Annotated in this window: 11 protein-coding genes and 6 pseudogenes; 6 read left to right on the forward strand and 11 right to left on the reverse strand. The window is 59.8% G+C overall.

The genetic code is table 11. The features are described 5' to 3' along the window. Positions 1-335 precede the first annotated feature (335 nt). From IVB22_RS42020 to IVB22_RS26900, 3 genes and pseudogenes are all read left to right on the forward strand, one after another. Positions 336-572: pseudogene (locus tag IVB22_RS42020) on the forward strand (transposase); the annotation flags it as partial. Positions 573-574: 2 nt separating this feature from the next. Then, positions 575-1,003 carry an IS66 family insertion sequence element accessory protein TnpB gene (gene tnpB / locus IVB22_RS26895; RefSeq protein WP_374207678.1) on the forward strand — a complete coding sequence of 143 codons (429 nt, stop codon included), beginning with the start codon at positions 575-577 and terminating at the stop codon, positions 1,001-1,003. A gap of 38 nt (positions 1,004-1,041) precedes the next feature. Next, a pseudogene (locus tag IVB22_RS26900) lies at positions 1,042-2,651 on the forward strand (IS66 family transposase); the annotation flags it as partial. Positions 2,652-3,832: 1,181 nt separating this feature from the next. Here IVB22_RS26900 and IVB22_RS26905 read toward each other — a convergent pair. From IVB22_RS26905 to IVB22_RS26925, 5 genes and pseudogenes are all read right to left on the reverse strand, one after another. Beyond that, positions 3,833-4,444, reverse strand: a complete 612-nt coding sequence (locus tag IVB22_RS26905; protein WP_253075346.1) for an SDR family NAD(P)-dependent oxidoreductase — start codon at positions 4,442-4,444, stop codon at positions 3,833-3,835. A 113-nt stretch (positions 4,445-4,557) separates the two neighbouring features. Further along, a pseudogene (locus tag IVB22_RS26910) lies at positions 4,558-5,882 on the reverse strand (IS5 family transposase); the annotation flags it as partial. 371 nt (positions 5,883-6,253) lie between these two features. After that, a complete protein-coding gene (locus tag IVB22_RS26915; RefSeq protein WP_247520267.1) occupies positions 6,254-7,540 on the reverse strand; it encodes an aminotransferase class I/II-fold pyridoxal phosphate-dependent enzyme in 1,287 nt (428 codons plus the stop codon). 990 nt (positions 7,541-8,530) lie between these two features. After that, positions 8,531-9,031, reverse strand: a complete 501-nt coding sequence (locus tag IVB22_RS26920; protein WP_247520268.1) for a maturase — start codon at positions 9,029-9,031, stop codon at positions 8,531-8,533. Between the two features lie 31 nt (positions 9,032-9,062). Next, complete coding sequence (locus tag IVB22_RS26925; protein WP_247520269.1) at positions 9,063-9,809, reverse strand: reverse transcriptase domain-containing protein; 747 nt, start codon at positions 9,807-9,809, stop codon at positions 9,063-9,065. 182 nt (positions 9,810-9,991) lie between these two features. Here IVB22_RS26925 and IVB22_RS26930 point away from each other — a divergent pair. Further along, positions 9,992-10,454, forward strand: a pseudogene (locus IVB22_RS26930) (transposase); the annotation flags it as partial. A 239-nt stretch (positions 10,455-10,693) separates the two neighbouring features. On the opposite strand, the gene IVB22_RS26935 reads toward IVB22_RS26930, so the two are convergent. From IVB22_RS26935 to IVB22_RS26955, 6 genes are all read right to left on the reverse strand, one after another. Further along, positions 10,694-11,566, reverse strand: a complete 873-nt coding sequence (locus tag IVB22_RS26935; RefSeq protein WP_247520270.1) for a transposase — start codon at positions 11,564-11,566, stop codon at positions 10,694-10,696. Between the two features lie 165 nt (positions 11,567-11,731). Then, the gene (locus IVB22_RS42025; RefSeq protein WP_374207679.1) at positions 11,732-11,926 is read right to left on the reverse strand and encodes a hypothetical protein; all 195 of its coding nucleotides are present in this window, start codon (positions 11,924-11,926) and stop codon (positions 11,732-11,734) included. A 441-nt stretch (positions 11,927-12,367) separates the two neighbouring features. Then, complete coding sequence (locus IVB22_RS42030; protein WP_374207680.1) at positions 12,368-12,541, reverse strand: hypothetical protein; 174 nt, start codon at positions 12,539-12,541, stop codon at positions 12,368-12,370. A 197-nt stretch (positions 12,542-12,738) separates the two neighbouring features. After that, the gene (locus tag IVB22_RS26945; RefSeq protein ID WP_247520271.1) at positions 12,739-14,097 is read right to left on the reverse strand and encodes an LLM class flavin-dependent oxidoreductase; all 1,359 of its coding nucleotides are present in this window, start codon (positions 14,095-14,097) and stop codon (positions 12,739-12,741) included. A 1,291-nt stretch (positions 14,098-15,388) separates the two neighbouring features. After that, a complete protein-coding gene (locus IVB22_RS26950; protein WP_247520272.1) occupies positions 15,389-16,990 on the reverse strand; it encodes a GMC family oxidoreductase in 1,602 nt (533 codons plus the stop codon). Between the two features lie 304 nt (positions 16,991-17,294). Then, a complete protein-coding gene (locus IVB22_RS26955; RefSeq protein ID WP_247520273.1) occupies positions 17,295-17,588 on the reverse strand; it encodes a hypothetical protein in 294 nt (97 codons plus the stop codon). A gap of 435 nt (positions 17,589-18,023) precedes the next feature. Between IVB22_RS26955 and IVB22_RS26960 the strand changes: the two are divergent. Both IVB22_RS26960 and istB read left to right on the forward strand, forming a co-directional pair. Further along, positions 18,024-18,948: pseudogene (locus IVB22_RS26960) on the forward strand (IS21 family transposase); the annotation flags it as partial. Between the two features lie 17 nt (positions 18,949-18,965). Further along, a pseudogene (gene istB, locus IVB22_RS26965) lies at positions 18,966-19,675 on the forward strand (IS21-like element helper ATPase IstB); the annotation flags it as partial. Between the last annotated feature and the right edge of the window lie 2 nt (positions 19,676-19,677).

Raw genomic sequence — 19,677 nt, forward strand, 5'->3', positions numbered from 1 at the left:
GCACCGACGAATCATCAAGCCAGTCCCATGACTAGCTTATAAAAGGAACCACTGAGGCGTATTCATGCGCGCGACCGTTGCTCCGATATTCACTGCCTCAAGCTGTCACCTCGGATGCTCAAGACCGATATGGCCAGCTTTTCAAGCGCGGTCGCGGCGGTCTTCGCCATGGCCAGCAACCGAATTTCACGTGCAGCATAATGGGTCTCTAGCGACAGACAGCATGCAGGTCCTAGGGATAATTCTAGGAGAAGCGCTATGACAATTTCGTGGGCTGAGATGATCACATCGGTCGAGCGCCGCGTCGGTGGTCGTAGGATGAAAAGGAACGGCTAGTTGCAGCATCGCTCGAGCCCGGAGCCACTGTTTCCGAGGTGGCTCGCATGGCCGGCCTTCATGTGAGCCAGCTGTTCAGGTGGCGCAAAGAGCTTTGCAAGCACGTTGGTACGAGTATAGCGCCGTTAGTGCCGGTCGAGATTGGGCCGTCCGTGCCGCCGCGGGATATGGCCGAAGCGCCATTGACGACGGCTCCGACGCGTCGACCGGAGGAGCCAAGGGATCATCGAGATTGATCTTGGTAGCGGACACCGCATCCGGGTCGATGGCGACGTTGATGGAGACGCGCTGCGTCGAGTTCTCGATGCTCTGGTGCGCCGATGATCTCGGTTCCGACAGGCGCGCGAGTGTGGCTCGCGACAGGCACACGGATATGCGCAGAGGCTTTCCCTCGTTGGCACTCCAAATGCAGGAGGTGCTGCGCAAAGACCCGCTCAGCCGTCATCTATTCGTCTTCCCCGGTCGCCGCAGCGATCTTGTGAAGATGATCTGGCACGATGGCCAGGGAGCATGCCTGTTTACCAAAAGACTCGAGAGAGGAAGGTTTATCTGGCCATCGGGTGCCGGTGAATCGGTAACGATCTCTCCGGCGCAGTTGAGCTATCTGTTGTCCGGGATCGATTGGCGCAACCCTCAAGAAACCCAGCGTCCGACGCGGGTCGGATAGCCGCTTTTACGGTTTGAATCTGCTGCGTCAATGGCTTCATGATACCGAAGCCGGAGGATCTTCCATCGGACCTTGTCAGTGCCTTGGCGGCGCTGCAGGCCGAGCGTGAGGCGCGGCTGCGAGCCGAGGCGGTGGCTGCCAGTGCGCGGGCGGAGCTGTCGGACAACGAGGCGCTGATCGCGCATCTCGAGCTGCGGATCGAGAAGCTCAAACGCGAACTGTACGGGCAGCGCTCCGAGCGCACGGCACGGCTGCTCCAGCAGCTGGAGTTGGAGCTTGAAGAACTCGTCACCACGGCGAGCGAGGATGAGCTTGCCGCGCAGGCGGCAGCGGCGAAGACGCAGAACGTCCGCCCCTTCATGCGCAAGCGGCCGGTGCGCAAGCCATGGCCGGATGACATCGAACGCGAGCGCGTCGTCATTGAGGCTCCAACGACCTGCGCCTGCTGCGGTGGATCGCGGCTGGCGAAGATCGGTGAGGATGTGACCAAGACGCTGGAGGAGATCCCGCGCCGCTTCAAGCTGATCGAGACCGTACGCGAGAAGTTCACCTGCCGCGATTGCGAGAAGATCAGCCAGCCGCCCGCGCCGTTCCATGCCACGCCGCGCGGCTTCATCGGCCCACAATTGCTGGCGACGATCCTGTTCGACAAGTTCGGCATGCATATCCGCTCAACCGCCAGAGTGCGCGCTTCAAGTGCGAGGGGATCGACCTGCCGTTGTCGACGCTGGCCGACCAGGTCGGCCACGTGACCTTCGCCGTCATACCGCTCTTCCACTTGATCGAACGCCATGTGCTCGCGGCCGAGCGCCTTCATGGCGATGACACTACCATCCGTATCCTAGCGAAGGGCAAGTGCACGAACCGGGCGGATCTGGACTTATGTGTGGGATGACCGGCCCTTCGCCGGGCCTGCGCCGCCGGCGGCGGTCTATTACGCCTCGAGCGACCGACGAGGCGAGCATCCCCAGAAGCATCTGGCCGCCTTCGCCGGTATCCTGCAAGCCGATTGCTACAACGGCTTCGAGCCGCTGTTCGACCCGCAGAGGAAGGTGCTGCCAATTACGCCGGCGTTTTGCTTTGCCCATGCGCGGCGGGGCTTCTTCGAGCTGGCTGACATCGAGAAAAATGCTCGGGAAGGTAAGAAGGGCAAACCGGTCTCTCCGATCGCGCTGGAGACGGTCAGACGCCTCGATGCGTTGTTCGAGATCGAGCGCGCCATCAACCGCCGCGGCGCCGACGAGCGGCGTGCCGTACACCGGGAAAAGAGCAAGCCGCTTCTCGAGGACATGCACGTCTGGTTGCTGCGTGAGCGCGAAAACCTCTCGCGCTCTTCCGAGGTCCTGAAACCGATCAACTACATGCTCAGGCGCTGGGACGACTTCGCCCGCTTCCTCGACGATGGCAGGATTTGCTTGACCAACAATTGTGCTGAGCGCGCATTGAGAGGGATCGCCTCGGGAAGGCGCAACTGGACCGTCGCCAGCCACCCAGCGTGGCGCTGACCGTGCCGCCATCATGCTGACGATGATCACGACCTGTCGCCTCAACGAAGTCGACCCAAGGCCTGGCTCGCCGACGTTCTCGCGCGTATCGCCGATCTTCCCGCTTCGCACCTGCACGAACTGCCGCCTGGCAATGGAAGCTCCTGCGCCAAAGCCGCCAAGCCCGCCGATCAGCAGGGTGCCTGACCTTCTCGCAACGCCATCACAGAGCTCGCCGTGCCCGCGCGCATGCGTCAATCAGGCGGTCTTCGCCGTATGCGTACTCTAAAAATTTCGCTGCGAATGTTGCGACCGAACGGATCGCAAGCGAGACAGTAGAAGAGCTAAGGCGTTGCAAATTGTAGACCAATACTGCACCCGATGCGGCCTACCAAATGGAAGCGATAGCTGCGCTCAGGGTCGAGGAAGGGTAAGAATGTCGTCCGACAGATAACGGCAAATGACCGTTATGCCCGCGTGCTGGTCCGTGACGGAATGGTGTCGGCTCAACCTACATCGTTCGTTCCGGAAACAGCACGCGCACTTGTCGCGGGTGATCGGGGGGCACTTCCCCGTACTTTTCGCACGTCCAGGCCTCAAGTGAGAATAGCGGCCACATGGGGCGGTGCATTGTGAGCCGCATCAGGAACGGCAAAGATGAGAGAGAGGGCCAGCGGCGGCTGATCTTCAAGCCCAAGTTCCCATGACTATAGATGCATGAAGCATTTCGCTTCCATTGCTGACCAGGACGGCACATATCAAACCCGTTCGCGTCACGCGCTTTATCGTATCCTCGTGTTACATTGGCCGCGATCTTTCCGATCGAGCGGGAATGTGCATAGCCAGGGAAAGGCAGCGGCAACTCCGCCGGCGATTGCAAGTTCAGCCTCTTGTCTCTCGCCGAGATCGCCCGCATTTGGCCGTGATGTGACTGCGTCGAAGTCGGGGACTTCGCGCCCGCGGTAATTGCAGCCACTTCCTCGGATCCGCCGTAGCTGCTCCGTATTAGTCCAGGACGCGCACCCAACGCCTCTGTGAACGATGGCAATCGATAAGCTTGGGGTGATATTGCTTCAGGCATCGGTCTTGCAGCACTTTGCTTGCGCATGTCGGATCTAAGTCACATTGAAGCGCGAGGCGTGATTCTGCGAAAAAACAATCGCAGATGGACCGGCTTAAGCGGCGAACTCGCCTCCCGTGATATCGATGGTGGCACCGGTGATATAGCCCGCCATCGGCGAGGCGAGAAAGGCTGCGACGTGCGCCACCCTCTTCAGCCGCTCCAAGCCGGCCGACCGGCATCCGCGTAAGAGCGGAGCGGTTAACCGCGGCCTCGGGTGGGCCGTTAGATCACTGAGAATCCGCCCAGGAGCGATACAATTGACGTCGTACTGTATCGAACAAGATCCCGCGCAGCAGCGCGGGTTAATCCAATCAGTCCTGCCTTCGACGCGGCATAATGCGGCCCTGCGATCAACGGAATGGCACGGCCCGCGAGAGAGCCGACATTGATGATGCGTCCATAGCCCTTCGCAATCATTCCTGGCGCCAAGAGCCGTGTGAGAATGAAGGAGCCGTTGAGATTGACGTCGATGACCCGTGCCCATTCCTCGAGCGACGTCTGCGAAAGCCATGGTGTATCCTGGTTCACGCGCTTGGGGGAGATTCCGGCATTCCTAATCAAAATCGCAATCTCGCCCCAACCTGTCCGGACGCGATCGATAAATCTTGCCATCTCATTTGGTCGAGTTACGTCGATGCTTTCAGCACAGAGCCGGTCTTCCGGAAAACTAAGGGTTTCAAGCGCTCGCTCCACATGCTCTGCTCTTGTCACCACAAATGCCACCTGATAGCCATCGGTCAAGAACCGGCGTACGATCGCAAGTCCAATTCCGCGCGCTCCTCCCGTAACGATACGCCGGTCGCTTTCGCCTTTGAGCGTTCCTGGTTTCAGCATAGTTGTCAAAGTGTCCGGCTAATGGGCGAGCCCACGGGCGCTGGTAAGGCACAGCAGCGCATGACCAGGAGGAAATAGTCGTCCGTGAAGAACGTGGATTTCAGCTTGGGACGAGCTGAAGGTCGGATGATGAGCTGGGCGAGGATTTGGCGCAAAGAAAGCTCCAGCCAGGCGGAGGAGACGCCGGAAGTTGTAGCCGGTGGCGGCGAGGACGGCATTGGCCGCATCGCCCTGGCGGTGCCAAAGATAGTTCCGGCCCATCCGATGTTCGGATTTAAGGTGGCCGATGACCGGCTCGATGGCCGAGCGCCGGCGCAACTCACGTTTGATCTTGGGCGTCCCCCCGCTTCTGGCCTGAGATGAACAACCTGAACTTGTATTCGGGGTGGGGTATTGTGGCCACGATAGCCTTTGTCGAACGAAACGCTCGATGATGTTGCCGATCAGCGTCCGCATGTCCGGCACGGTTTTGAGCGTGTGGCCGCCATAGGGGGTGCCGGGCAGCGCCTTCACATGGGTGACGAACTGACCGCCGCAGACCGGCGCCAGCGTGGTGGCGACGAACGCCGAACTCGTAAGGCCGGTGGGCCTTGCCCTTGCCAATGCACTCCACCTCCGGCGCGTGCAACGAGTAGACCTTCGATCCACGCTGGTGCCGCTTCTGGTCGAGCACCCGTCGCGCCAGCGCCAGCATGCGGCCGAGGACAATCTCACCGAGCAGGTCGGTGCGGCCTTCGATCTTGCGGGTGATGTCGCGGATGACGCGGCCGAGATAGGTTCGGAGCGTCTTCAGGGCCCTGTTGGCGCGCTTGAACTGCTTGGCGTGGGCATAGCGCTGATGCTTGATCAGGGCGAACTTGCCCACCCGCGCATAGGATTGCCGCAACGCGAGGCCCTGCCGCTTGGCCAGCCGGACCAGGATCTCGCGCGCCCGGTTCAGAAGCCGCGCATCGGTCGGGAACATCACGTTCTTGGGCTGCACCGTGGTGTCGACGATGACGCGGTTGAGGTCGGACGGCTTGATCGCCCCGTTTTGGTGGCGACCGAGAGGCTCTCCTGCAGCAGCACTTGCAGCTTCTCCTCGCCCATGCGTTGGCGCCAGCGGGTCAGCGAGGAGCGGTCGAACACCAGGCGGTGCTGGAAGAACTCCTCGCCACAGAAGTACTGGTAATAGGGGTTCTCAATCCAGCGCTCGCACAACACCTCATCGGAGAGGTCGTAAGTGTGCTTGAGGATTGCCAGACCCGCCATCAGCCGCGTCGGCAGCGGCGGCCGGCCCGAGCTTGTCCTCGTAGACCGCGCCGAACCGTTCCTCGAGAAATGACCAGTCGATCGTCCGCGCCAGCTTCACCAGCGCATGGTTCATGTCGATGATCGCGTCCAGCCGCGAGCGCAGAAGATCGGCCTGTCCGCTGTCCCGTCGTTCCTTCCGTCGCATCGTCCTCCCCGATGTGACGATGGAATCCCGACGCGCGATTCGACAAAATCCTGAAAATGAAACTGCAAGCTTTCAGGCCCTCAGACCCAAAAAGCCTGCAATCTCAAACCTCGCTCCGCCCCTCAAATCGACTCCCGCTCAATCGCTTGGGAGGTTCTTCACGGACGACGAAATATCGTCATTGCGTCGTCCAGTTGGCGAGCACAGCCACGCTTCGGCCGCGGCCGAGATGGTGGCGCGCCATCTTTGCTAACCTAGAGAAACATACGTTTCGGGTGCAACAATATTGGTGCCGGCGCGCCCAGCTGACAAGCTCTCGTCCCTTCCGCCGGACAGCTCCATGATTCCTCCGGTGAATGGTCGACACCGCCTCAGGGAAAAGCCGGTCCGGTATCGGGCTTCTCGGTTGTGTTGGATACTGCTTCTAAGATGGCATCGCACAGCCGCTCTATGTCGCAGAGTTCATGATCGGCCGTAATGCATACCCGAATCCCTGCCCTTCCTCGCGCGACCGTCGGGAAGAATGTCACCGACGTATAGAAACCGGCATCGAGAAGCCCTCTTGCCATTGTAATCGCCTTGGCTTCCGATCCGATGGCGATCAATCTGATCGGAAGTGAATTGCCTCGCTCAGCAGTTGCGACACGACAGTCAAAGATTTTGATCCGTTCCGCCAACCGCCTCTGGCGTTCGCCAAGTTCCGCCGAGCGGTGGATCTTGCACGAGCCGAGCGCAGCACCAACAGCCGCCAGATTGGGGGCCACCGAAAACGCGTAGGGAATGGAGTAGCGACGAAACAGAGTCTCTTGATCGGCCGTTCCGAGCATCAACATGCCGCCCGATGCGCCGAATCCCTTGGCCAGCGAGGCTGCTATGATCGTGCGATCACCCAGCATTTGCAAAAACTGAGAGCGAGCAAATCCTTCGCCTTGGCGTCCGAACAGCGATATGCCGTGAGCATCGTCGATGTAGAGAAAGAGTCCATAGCGGTCCTGGAGCTGGCGCAGTTCCTTGATGGGCGAGTTTCCTCCCATGGAGTAGACACCATCACATACATAGGCGACTACTGGATGTTCGCGGCACAAGCGCTCGAGAGCGTCGATGTCGTTGTGCGCAATCGTTTCCACCCGCGTTTCATCAGCGATCACCGGCTTGTGATAGGCTAGCGACATGTGCGCAATGCGATCGAAGACGACAACAGGTTTCCTTCCGCCCGTCAGTTGGCCCGAAGCAAGGAGGGGCATGGCGCCTAGATTGGCGAGCATGACGGAGGAAAAAGTGAGCACTCGCGCGCAAAACATCTCCGAGAGGGTCGCTTCAAGCTCTGCCAGAAGATCGAAACTGAGCCGCGTTCGTGCACACGACCAGTGCAATGACCGATTCGCCTCAATCGCCTCGATCGCGCCAGCGACGATCACCGGATGATTGTCGAGGCCTAGGTAGGAGCATCGCACAAAATCGATTATCTTCGGTCGACTGTCAAGCGGGCCGGCACCCAAAGCAAAGGCGCGCCGGGTCGTGGAGCGTCCCTGGATGCCCATGAGACCAGCCGCATAGGCTGCATCGAAATACTCCCTGCTCTCGGTGATGACGTAAGCGGTATTCCGAAAGTGTCTGGTCGAACGAGGAGCATCAGAGAGGGTAATCTGCTGTTGCATTTCATTCTCCTATTCCATCTGCCAAGCATGCGCAGGGCGACGAGCGAGAACGACAGGCGGCTTGACAAGATCGGGCCGAACTGGACGTTCTATACAAATGTTACGGGTAGCCCGATCGGCCCCTCTCGGTTCAAACAAATAAAGCACTGGCTATGTCGCTTGGGCAGCTACCAGATCAGATGGGCGGATGCGGCAGCCAGCTAACCCTGCCAGCCAGCTCTTGAATCCAAATCGCCCGTCTGGGCTATACAAATGTCTCGCATGACGATCGGTAAGTGTGTTCGCTATTTTGAGAAGATATCGCCCCTCTGTTCAAGCAGCGCAAATCTACAGCGATGTATGCTAACCGACTTAGTCGGATACGCCATGCGATCCCTTATAGGCCCCGCACTCGATTTCGCCGGCGCCTTGGAAGGCAATGGCCGGTGATACATCAACCAATGTGATGGCCGTTCTGTTTTGGCAATAAATTGATGTGACAATGCGCCACCACCCAATCCCGACTTCTCAGCTGAAAGGCTCAGCCAACGCGACGAAGCGAGGCTCGCTAACGAGCAGCTGGGGCATGCCGGATCGCCGCGCAGATGCAAAAAGCTTTAGGAGTGCATGTCATGCGAATGACAGAGCGCTTATTTACAAAAATCGCTGGTACGCTCACGCAGCGGGCCAGCGGCAACGCGCAAGCCTCGTGTGATCGCGAATGCTCAGGTCCTGGAACCGACATGAGGAGAAACGCGCACTTGGCTTGGAACACGGTTATCCGATTACACAACGATAACGCCGATCGCCACGGCCGCCTTGCGATGAGAAATGAGGTCGCCATTTGCGCGCGGATCGTGGTCGAGTAGCTCGGCCATTCGGCTTTGCCCTCACAGATCCGGGCGGGCGGCTTTGTCGGGTAGCTCAGCCATTGCTGGCTTTCGCCCCCACAGAACCCACCGTGCGGCGTTACCGCAGTGGGCTCTTCAGAAAGGACCTGAGGCGGGTCGATCATCGCCGCCATGCCTGGTGAATCACCGGTTCCGGAAGAGGGAAGGCGATCAGGAGCCGGCGGTAATTCGCCCAGTTCATGCAGCCTTTTTGGCTACGTTTGCCGAGCACCTTACGCCAGTCCTTGACGACGCATGCCTTGAACACGCGCAGTGATCGATAATTGAAGATCACTCCGAAGTACTGATAGTGACCGTTCAGCACTTGACGTAACCACCGATGCTGTTCCCGTAGCGGAGCATGCATGCGGTGCTTCATCTCTTCTCGGATTGCCTTCAGCTTTCGAGCAAGGCGCTTGGCTTGCGTCTTCCTCTTGACCATGAACTTGTTCTTCCTGGTTTTGGCGCAGTAGTGCGTGAAGCCCAGGAAGTCGAAGGTCTCCGGGCCTCGCTGCCCAGCGGCGGTTCGTGCGTGGGCGGCGAATCGCCCGAACTCGATCAACCGGGTCTTGCCCTCATGGAGCGACAGGCCGAACTGCAGCAGCCTGTCTTTGAGATCCACGAGGAGCTGCTTCCCATCTGCCTCGAACTGATTAGCCGAACACCATATCAGCTGCGCATCTACAGACGATCACCGTCCCGGCTGCCCGCCGTCTTCTCCACTGGTGAACCCAGAGATCGACGACGTAGTGAAGAAAGACATTCGCAAGGATGGGGCTGACCCCCGACCCCTGCGGCGTGCCCGACTCCACCGGTCTCCATTGGCCGCTCTCAAGGACGCCGGCCTCGAGCCACCGCTTAATCAAGCGGAGCACCCGGGGTTCGGCGATCCTGTGCGCCAGCATCCGCATCAACCATCCGTGGTCAACGGAATCGAACAGACCTTTGATGTCGAACTCTAGGACCCAGTCATATTTCCAGCACCGATTACGCGTGACGCCGATAGCATCGAGCGCCGATTTTCTCGGCCGATAGCCATAGGATTCTGCCAAAAATATTGGGTCCAGGTCCGGCTCAATGAGTTGTTTGACAACCATCTGGGCCACGCGATCTGCTACGGTGGGCACACCTGAAATCCGCTGGCCTCCAGTCTTTTTGGGAATGGAGACGGCGCGCACCGGTGGTGGAAAGTAGCTTCCCGAACTCATCCGATTCCAAAGCTTGTAGAGATTGTTCCGCAAGTCGGAATCGAACTGCTCGATCGTCGGCCCATCCACTCCGGCCGCGCCCGCATTGGATTTGACCGCTTTGTAAGCCTCGTACACTTGCTTCTTTGTAACATTGAACGGCTTGTCTGTCGTATGTATCTGCATCTTCCTGTTTCCAGTTGTTTCGACCATACGACCGCCTGACCCGATCCCTTCGCTCCAGCCCCACTACAGGGCCTTCATCACTACTGCGAATCGGTCCGCCCCAATGCTCCACTTCGGTACTCTCGCCTCGCGGTTTTCGCCGCTTGTGCTTCTCCCTTGCCATCGGAGCACTGGTTCCTGCAGTTCCGCGCAAAAGCTATTTCCTGTAATTCCTGGAGCCGCGCGGGATGGCGGGGAAGGCGCTGACCGCCGTGATCCTGGAGGCCTACGTGCAGGGCGTCTCGACCCGCTCGGCCGACGATCTGAGCGGGATCTCCAAGGGCCAGGTGAGCCGGCCATGCGGTGAGATCGACTACAAGGGAGGCCTTTCTCGCCCCGCCCGATCGAGGGGGACTGGCCGTATTGGTGGATCGGCGCCACCTATGTGAAGGTGCGTCAGAACGGCCGCATCGTGTCGGTCGCGGTGATCGTCGCGATCGGCGTTAACAGTGATGGCCGTCAGGATGACGCCGAAGCGGCCAGGGCTCAGTGGCGCGAGATCGCCGACCAGCCCCGTCCCAAGCTGCCCAAGCTCGCCGCCTTCATGGATCAACCAAGGCCGACGTGCTCGCCTACATGAGCTTCCCGGCTCAGCACCGCGCCAACCTGCATTCGACGGATGAGATGAACAAGCGATTTCTTCAAGACCGAGACGACGATTGCGGAAACGCTAAGTCCATTCTTTTGTTCGGTCGCGCTGCGGGTCATTCTTTCGTCCCGGCCACCGATCACTCAGCCGCCGCGCGCAGAGGCGGTCAAGGCTGGCCGCGTTTGCGGCCACCGCAAGGCTTGGCCTAGACCGGCCCGAGCACGGCGGCATGCCGGCGTGGAACGGGATTGCATTCCTGGCTGGCACTTGCCGTCAGCGGCGATTATGGTTGTCGGGCGCGGGCGACCTCGTGGCGAAGCGTGACGCATCGGCTGCAAGCGTCACCGGACTGCCTATGTTGTCCTGCCGAGCTGAGGCGCCCGCGCCCCGGATTTTGGCCGCCGCGGTTTCCATTGTGACACGAACCGTTGTAGCTTTGCTCTGCCTGGGCGGCAATCAACATCTCGCAGTCGCGCAGCGACTGGATGTTGTAGGCATAGGCTGGTCCACGCCAGTTGCCTTTCTGTTGCGGATGTCCGGCTTGAAGTTGCATCGCGCGGGTCTTGTTGCCGACCAGCGCTGGGCGCGCCCACAGGTAATCTTCGCCCTTCTTCAACAAATGCCAGCAGAGCACAGTGAGCTTGCGAGCCACGGCCACCGCGGCGATCTGATGGCCGCGCCGGGCGCGGATGCGGACGAAAAACGCATGCAGTGGACCGGGCGCCTTGGCCGCTGCCCAGGCCGCCTCGACCAGCATGGCGCGCGCGTGCGAACGGCCGATCTTGCTGATGCGGCCGTGATGGGCAGCTCCCAGTCCCGACTGCCGCACCCGCGGGTTCAGCCCGAAATAGCTCACCAGCTTCTGCGGGCTGCTGAACCGGCTGATGTCGGCGATCGCCGCCACGATCCCGGCGGCGACCGCCAGATTGACGCCGGTGATTGTCATCAATCTATTGACCGCGGGATCGTCCATGGCGTCCTGCGCGATCTCGCGGTCGAGCGGGGCCAGGTCTTCCGCCGACCGGTCAAGCTCACGGACGTGCCGATCGATCGCTGCGCGTTCATCGACCAGCAACTGTTGAGCGGCCAACCAAGATTGACGCCGGTACACTCGCCAGCCTGCAGGCAGCGGGCGCGTTACATTTTCCTGCTTCAAGCAGGCGGCCGCCCGAGCATCCCCCCGTACGCAACGCAGATCCCGGCACGCTACTCTGACTTGCGTTGCTTGCGCTCGCCTCGACGTTGTTGTGGTTGGGGACGCTCGGAGCCGGCCGTTGGTGCTAATCTGCACCTAAATCAAAGCGTAGACCTGCCTCCCACACTAGTCTAACTTCTTCCAGTGCCTTGTTGAACTCGTCGGCGCTGTGACCACGCGGCCCGGTCCGACGCCGTCGAACTCGCCGCGCAAGATTTGATGATGCGGTTTGGCGAACACGACGGTGACGCGTTGAGCCCCCTCGCGAGCCTGGGTCCACAGCGACTGGATGGTGAACATCGCGCTCCGCCGCCCCACCATGCAGATCACCTTGCGATCCCGGCAGGCGACCGCGGGCCCGGGTGGCGAGTGGCGTCGAGAAGCCGATCGAGCCGCCCATGCTCTGCAGTCAATCGTGCGGAGCTGCCGCCGCGGTCGGCGGGAAGAAGCCGCACCCGGTGGCGATGGCTTCATCGACACGAAGGTGTTCTCGGGGATCGCACGGGTGATCGAGGTCAGCGTCGAGGTTTGACGAGTTCAACGAGCTTTTGCGGTTGACGTCGTGGGGGTGTCATGAGCGTCCGAGTGCTTCCAGGACCGCCACCGAGTTCTCGCCCGAGGGTGGTCATGCGATGGACATCGCAGCCCTCGAGCTTGAGCATGCTCGGCTTATTCGGATAGGCGACCGACCGATAGGGCCTTGTCGATTGCGTAGGGAATGAGATTGATCGAGAAGCGGCGGCGCCGGCGTGCGATCCGCGGCTAAAAGGTCTGGCTAATAACCGTGCAGCCGGTCATGCCGGCGATCTGCTGCGCGAGTGCAAGCCCGCGCTCGGTGAGTGCGCTGCCGGCGACGACTAAGAAACGTCCGCAGGTCCGTGCCGCCTCCTCGACGGCCGCCGGCGAATAGCTGAGCAAAACAAACGCTGGCCCCAAGCGCCTCCTCCACGATCCGAAGCTTCTCGACAGTGGTCCACCGCCGGCGCCGCTCCGAACTGGGACAAAACCGTAACCGTAGTCACGTTTGCTTATTTGGCTTGCAAATTGATGAGCACACCGTCTCACGCTTGAACATGATCTGAAGGGCGCCTTCAGCGAGGGCTTGCATCCCGCTCAATGGCTTGGATAGTTTTTCACGGACGACTGCTTACAGTTGCCAGGGTAAACCGATTAAACGGCCGCTTAAGACCGAGGTTCTCCCTTAGCGTTTGTCCGACGTATCTGGATCTGAATTTGCCTCTTCGACGCAATTCGGGAACGACGAGTTCAACAAAATCCTTAAAATCGTCGGGAAAGGTCGCCGGTAATACGTTGAATCCGTCAGCCGCACGTTGGTCAAATGTATCCACCATGACGTTGGCAATTTCGTCCGGCGTTCCAACAACCATGAGATGGCCTTTGCTGTCCGATATGAAGCGGATCAGTTGTCTCCAAGTGAATTTCTGGCGCACGGCCAGGTCGAGGAGCAGTTTCTGGCGACTCTGGAATAAATTAGTCTGCGGTAAAGTCTCGGGGACCAATGAGTCGAGATCAATTGAACGCAGGTCGGTGACAAACCCGAGCCACCGATCGGCCACTCCCGTCAGAACGTCGATGTGCGTATACGAATGTAGTCTTTCAAGCTTCTCAGACGCTTCTTGCTTAGTTCGCCCAACGATCGGGACAATACCCGGCATGATTAGCATCTGATCGTCATCACGACCAAGTGCGCGCGCTTTCTCTTTGAGAGTTGCATAGAATCGTTTTCCCTCCTCTAAGGAGGGTGTGGCGGTGAATACGACCTCGGCGAGTTCTGCAGCGAATGTTGTTCCAGCATCGGATGCGCCGGCTTGAACTAACACGGGATACCCTTGCGGCGGCCGTGCAATGTTAAGTGGACCTCTAACTGATAAGTAGTCACCCCGATGGTTAAGCAAATGTAGCTTCGTGGTGTCCGCGAAAACACCACTTTGCTTGTCGCGAATGAAAGCATCGTCTTCCCACGTGTCCCAAAGGCCCTTGACAACTTCTACGAATTCTTTCGCTCTTGCATACCGTGTGTCATGGTCTGGAAGTTCGTTTTCGCCGAAATTTGCGGCTTCGAATTTATATCCGGAGGTGACAATGTTCCAGGCCGCGCGTCCCTGCGATAGGTAATCAAGTGAGGCGAACATGCGTGCAAGATGATAAGGCTGGTGGTACGTCGTTGTCGCTGTCGCAACAAGGCCGATGTGTTGTGTTCTCGATGAAAGCGCCGACAATAGTGTGATGGGCTCAAACCCATCGTTTCGGTTTACACGAGCTATGGTTGCGTGATCTTGATCTACTACGCTTGGGCTATCGGGCCGAAATATGAAGTGAAATGCCGCACCTTCGGCAAGTGCTGCTAGGTGAGCAAAATAGTCGATATCTATTCCGCCATTCGCTGGTACGCGCGGATCGCGCCATGCACTTTCGTGAGATCCCCCCTGAAGGACCATCACTCCGAGCTTCATTTCATCGTTGCGCCGCATGTCGCACCTGCCTTTGCTTTGATTATCCTTGCGCACCGCCTTAAGCTAAGTACAGGCGCCAGAGAACAGTGTCCTCAATGCTCGACTTTTTGAAGCCGTTAGAGATCTCCACGTGTTTCTTCCGACAAAGTCGCTGCGAGCCACCTTCTCTGAGGCCAGTTTTAGGAGAGCTCTGACCAAGCTTCTAAACATGGGAAACTCCGCCTTCTCTTGAAGTTCCGAGGCCGCGTAACGTGTTTCAGCAAGACCTACACGGTCTCAAATGCTGGCCCGAACTCTCGAAAAATCGGCTCCGTGGTCGCCAGCATAAAGCTTGTTCGCCGCCCTAGCTGCTGGCTTGCCCAATCGCGCGGGCTGATTGCTTGCTATGGCGGCCGGCCGCGCTGCAGCGCCATGAACGCCAGATGAACCTCGATGTGCCAGGGAACTTCGGAAACGCCCGTCTCTTTCGGCCAATTTTGGGCAACGTCGGTTAGTATCGAAGACGAATGACCGAGTTTGCGTTGCCAAGACGACCCCATTGTCGTTATTCGCGAACCGACTATCGCCGTCAACAGCACAGGCATTTCGGTCGAGTCTACTATGCGCTCTACCACCTCGACGAGTTGGCTCCGTCGGGCTTCTTCTGTATAGCGGGAGCCGATTGCGCGCGCAATTGAGTGGGCCCGATGCGCACACCCCTTCAAAACCGGCGCGCTCGGCGATCGCGCCGGAGAGCCCATCATGCGCCTTCACGAGAAAGGCGAGTTCACGGATGCGAAAGATTTCTGCGCGCGACGAGCTCGCGCGTCGATCAGGGCTGTTGGCGACGAAAGATTGTGATTGATGTTGCATGCCGAACTCGTTGTAGGTGCCGTTTGACCGGCTCAACACTCATCGACAGTCGACATGCTTCTGTTGTGTAAATCAATTACCAGCGTTGGTAGTTGCCGGAAGCAAATTGTTGCATGTCGGTATGGGATGACGCAGGACTCGCGGTTAGCCGTCGATGTTAGGCGCGTTCTGGTGAGGACACCACAAGGTTTGTCCTCAAGGAAGCATAAAGCTCGGTGCGAGAGGCGACCAGAACCATCTCTCTCGACCTTGGCCGGGCCGATTGATGACCCTAAGGTCGGCAAGCCGACAAGGGAAGCACCGCCCTCAGCGAGCTTGGCAGGCCTGTCATCGTGCCATTACTGCAAACAATTTTGCCGAAACCGAGGCGTGAAACGTTGCAGCGGCAATGATCCAATGTTCCCTTGTACGAGGCGCTAGATTGAAGGAGATGATCGAGGCCCTCGGCCCGCGAGCTTTACGCCATCCTCGCGTCTACCTTGACCATGTCGGCGCCCTTCTCAGCCACCATAATCGTGGGCGCATAGGTGTTGCCGGAGGGGACGGTTGGCATGATCGAGGCATCGATCACGCGCAGGCCGGCAAGGCCGTGCACGCGCAGGCGGTCGTCGACCACCGCCATCGGATCGTGGCCCATCCTACAGGTCCCAACGATGTGGCAGAGCCCCTGTCCGGTGCGGCGCGCGTAGTCAAGCCATTCGTCATAGCTCTGCACCTTGTTACCGGGAAGGCGCTCGAACGCGATGTATTTGGCGATGGCGCGATGCCGCATGATCCTGCGCGCGACCTGCATGCCGGCCACGGCGCAGTCGCGGTCTGTCTCCGCTGAGAGGAAATTCGGCCGGATGGCGGGCGCGCTGCCAGCCATCGGCGACTTGATGTGAATCGAGCCGCGCGAATCGGGCCGGCACCGGTACATCGTGACCGTCATGCCGGGCTGCCTCTCGAGGCGCCCCACCCGCACGGGATCGTAGCTCGCTGGCGTCACTATAAACTGCACGTCGGGCGTCTCCAGGCTGGGCTTAGTTCGCACGAAGCCGAACACCGGGCCCGCTGACCGGGTGAGCAAGCCCGTGCCTCTGACGTAGTATCGCACGATCTCGCGCAGGAGCCTCAGCCCCCGCGCCTGCTCGTTGATCGTGATCGGTCGATTGACGCGCCACTTCATAACCGGCGCGAAGTGATTGCCGCAATTTTCGCCGACCCCCTTCAATTCGTGGCGGACCGCAATACCGAACTTCTTGAGGAGTTCGGCCTGGCCGATGCCGGATTGCTCCAGCAAGGCCGGCGACTGGACCGCGCCGCACGACAGGATCACCTCCCGGCCGCAGCGACCCTCAAACTTGTCCCCGTGCCTGGTATAGGCGACGCCGACCGCGCGCTTGCCCTCGAGCAGGATACGACTCACCAGCGCATCGGTCTCGATGCGCAGGTTGGGCCGGCTACGCGCTGGATCCAGGAAGGCACGAGCGGCTGACCAGCGCCGGCCGTTCTTGATCGTCGCCTGATAGTAGCCGAAGCCTTCCTGACGTCCATTGTTGTAGTCCGGGTTGCGCGGAAAGCCGCTGCCTTCGGCGGCATCAATGAAGGCATCACCAAGCACATGGTGCTCATCGATCTCGCGGACATTGAGGAGTCCACCTTTGTTCCGCGAGTCGTCGCCCCGGCCCTCGTAGTGCTCGGAGTTCTTGAAGTAGGGCAGCACGTCCTCATAGGACCATCCCTGATTCCCAAGTTGGCTCCAGGTGTCGTAATCGAGAGGCTGACCCCGCACATAGAGCATGCCGTTGATCGAGCTACAACCGCCCAACGTGCGGCCGCTCGGATATGGGAGCCGCCGGCCGGCCAGGCCGTCCTCGGCTTCCATCTCGTAGTTCCAGTTGAAATTCTTATGGTTCAGGAGCTTGGTAAGGCCTGCGGGGATTTCGATCCACATTGACCTGTCGCGCGGACCGGCCTCGAGCAGCAATACCTTCACGTTCGCATCCTCGCTCAGGCGATTGGCGAGCACGCAGCCAGCCGAGCCGCCACCGACGATGATGTAATCCCATATGGGCATGGTTGCATTTCCTCCTTTATCCCCCTAGCAGCCTGTCAACATAGCCGCGAAGATTAGACACGTCTTCGAGTTGTGGCTGGTTTGTCGACGAAGGCAAGACTTCCCGGTCCACCGAGGTCGTTCCGACCCACCAGCAGCGAAAGCGTTTCCCTTCCACCCGGATTGACTCGCCAGTGATCGAGACCACGCGAGGCCCTCCCGAGGTCAGGAAGCGCGGCACCTGCTCGGGGACGACGAAGATCCTCAACGTGATACGTCGCGCCGTCGGCATAGGTGACCATCGACTCGACGCTGAATACCATGCTCAGTTGCAGCTCGCCTTTTCGCCAAACCGGATCGTCCGGAATCCTTTGCCAAAACCATGACCGCCATACACCATCTTGAACTTCATCCTAAGTTTCTCAGCCCGCTCCCTGCAGAAGAAGCTTTCTTCCGCTGCCATGCCCGGCCGCACACGTTCATAGTCGACGTCCGGAGATCCTAGAGGTACGTCTCGCCGCCAGCGCGATCGGCTGATCGGCTGATAGGCACGCGCGAAATCGCTGCTCCATGCACCACGTTTGCGGCGAACGTCGAGCCGTATGATCTCGCTCTTCAACGCCAACCGACCATTAGCGCGGCGTGATTGTAAAAGGGGGCGAGGACCACTTCCGGAAATCAAGAAGCTTAGCTCCATTGTTGACAATGCCATCGGCGATGCGATGCGCCACAACCCGCAAGTCACGCGCCCGCGAGGCTCCTGAAGAGCTGACGTGCTAGGCAGTGGATAAGAAGACATAGACTTGGATTCGAATATAGATTCGTTCATGAGCCCTGAAAGTCTTTGCACGGCGGCATTATGGCCCCGAGGGGGACAGTGCAGTTCCCGAGATAAAGGGTTTGCGGAAGAGGTTGCGAATAGACCTGGTAGGACGAGGCGAGGCAACTACCAATTTTGGGAGGATCAAGACTGCAGGAAATTGATGGGGCGCGCCTGCTGATCTGCTGAAGGAAACACGTCATGCGGTTTCTGGCCATCCCATCTGCACCGCACTTCGGCGGTGTTCCCGAAACGATCGTCTCCGACAATCTGCCGTCCGGGCGCCAAGCATTGTGGTTCGAGCCGACTCTCACCAGACCTTTACCGCCATGGGCCGAGCATTACGGCACGGCGATTTTGCCGACTGGCAGCCCCAAGCCGAGCGACAAGGGCAACGTTGAAGGCGCGATGCTGATTGTCGAGCGCTGGATTCTGGCACGGCTGCGTCACCGGCGGTTCTTCAACTTGGCCAATCTCAATAACACGATTGATGAATTGCTCGAGGAGCTTAACACCGCCGACGCGCCATATCGGCAAATCCCGCCGGCAGGTGTTCGAGGAGATCGAACGCGCCGCCCTGGCGCTGCCCAGCGAGCGGTTCGAATACGCCGAGTGGAAAACGGCCAAGGTACATGCCGACTATCACGTCGAAGTCGACAAGACTTTTTACTCGGTGCCGCACCGGCTGATCGGTCGTCGGGTGGACGTCCGGCTCACCTATCGGGCGGTTGAGATCTTCCAGGATCACACACGTGTCGCCAGCCATGTGCGCCGCTCTCAGCGTAGCGGCCATGTCACCGTGAACGAGCAAATGCCCAAGGCCCATCAGCGTTACGCCAATATGACGCCGGCGGGCTTGATCAAGATGGCGGGGCGGATCGGCGTCAACGCCGCCATCCTGGTCGAGCGGATGATGCGCGAGCGCCCGCATCCCGAGCAAGGTTATCGTTCCGCCATGGGGATCATCTCCCTGGCGCGGCGGTACGAGCGCGATCGGCTGGAAGCGGCCTGCGAGAGGGCGCTCGCCATCAACGCGATCAGCTACTCCTCGATGAGCGCCATCCTCAAATCCGGGCTCGACCGCATAAGCCCTGCCGCCGAGCCCGTCAAAGCTACGCCCTCACACGCCAACATCCGTGGCGGCGCCTATTATCAATGAAGGAAAGGAACATCGTGATGCTGATACACCCGACCATCGACGAAATGCAGGCGCTCGGCCTTGCCGGCATGGCGGCGGCCTACCGGCAATTGGCCGAACAGGACAATGCCGCCGATCTCAGCCGCGATGAATGGCTCGGCCTGATGCTCGATCGCGAAACCGCCATGCGCGCCGACCGGCGTCTGACCAATCGCCTGGCCACAGCAAAGCTACGCTTCATCGATGCCTGCATTGAAGACATCGACTTCGCGGCCCGGCGGGGGCTTGACCGGCGCAACACTCTGCAACTGGCACAAGGCGCCTGGCTGAAAGCCCATGAGAACCTCATCATCACCGGCTTGACGGGAACCGGCAAAACCTGGCTGGCGTGCGCCTTAGGACGCCAGGCTGCCAGGCTCGATCATTCCGTCCTTTATTTGCGGATGCCGCGCCTGTTCGAAGTCGTCGCCTGGCCCGTCTCGACGGTCGCTTCCCGCGCCTCATCGATAAGCTCGCGCGTGTCCAGTTGCTCATCCTCGACGACTGGGGCACCCACACCCTCAACGACCAGCAGCGCCTCGATCTCCTCGAAATCTTCGAAGAGCGCTACAGGCGCAAATCCACCCTCATAACCGCCCTGCTGCCGGTTGCCCAATGGCACGACGCAGATGCTATCCTCGACCGGATCATCCACAACTCCCACCGCATCGCTCTTGAAGGCGACAGCATGCGGAAGAAAAAGAGCCGAGC

It is taken from the genome of Bradyrhizobium sp. 190 (assembly GCF_023073415.1).
GTDB lineage: Bacteria > Pseudomonadota > Alphaproteobacteria > Rhizobiales > Xanthobacteraceae > Bradyrhizobium.

Excerpts from the sequence above, each read along its gene's own strand:
- IVB22_RS26905 (WP_253075346.1), bottom strand. The coding sequence starts at position 4,444 with ATGCTGAAACCAGGAACGCTCAAAGGCGAAAGCGACCGGCGTATCGTT.
- IVB22_RS26915 (WP_247520267.1), bottom strand. The coding sequence starts at position 7,540 with ATGCAACAGCAGATTACCCTCTCTGATGCTCCTCGTTCGACCAGACAC.
- IVB22_RS26925 (WP_247520269.1), bottom strand. The coding sequence starts at position 9,809 with ATGGTCGAAACAACTGGAAACAGGAAGATGCAGATACATACGACAGAC.
- IVB22_RS42025 (WP_374207679.1), bottom strand. The coding sequence starts at position 11,926 with ATGGTGGGGCGGCGGAGCGCGATGTTCACCATCCAGTCGCTGTGGACC.
- IVB22_RS26945 (WP_247520271.1), bottom strand. The coding sequence starts at position 14,097 with ATGCGGCGCAACGATGAAATGAAGCTCGGAGTGATGGTCCTTCAGGGG.
- IVB22_RS26950 (WP_247520272.1), bottom strand. The coding sequence starts at position 16,990 with ATGCCCATATGGGATTACATCATCGTCGGTGGCGGCTCGGCTGGCTGC.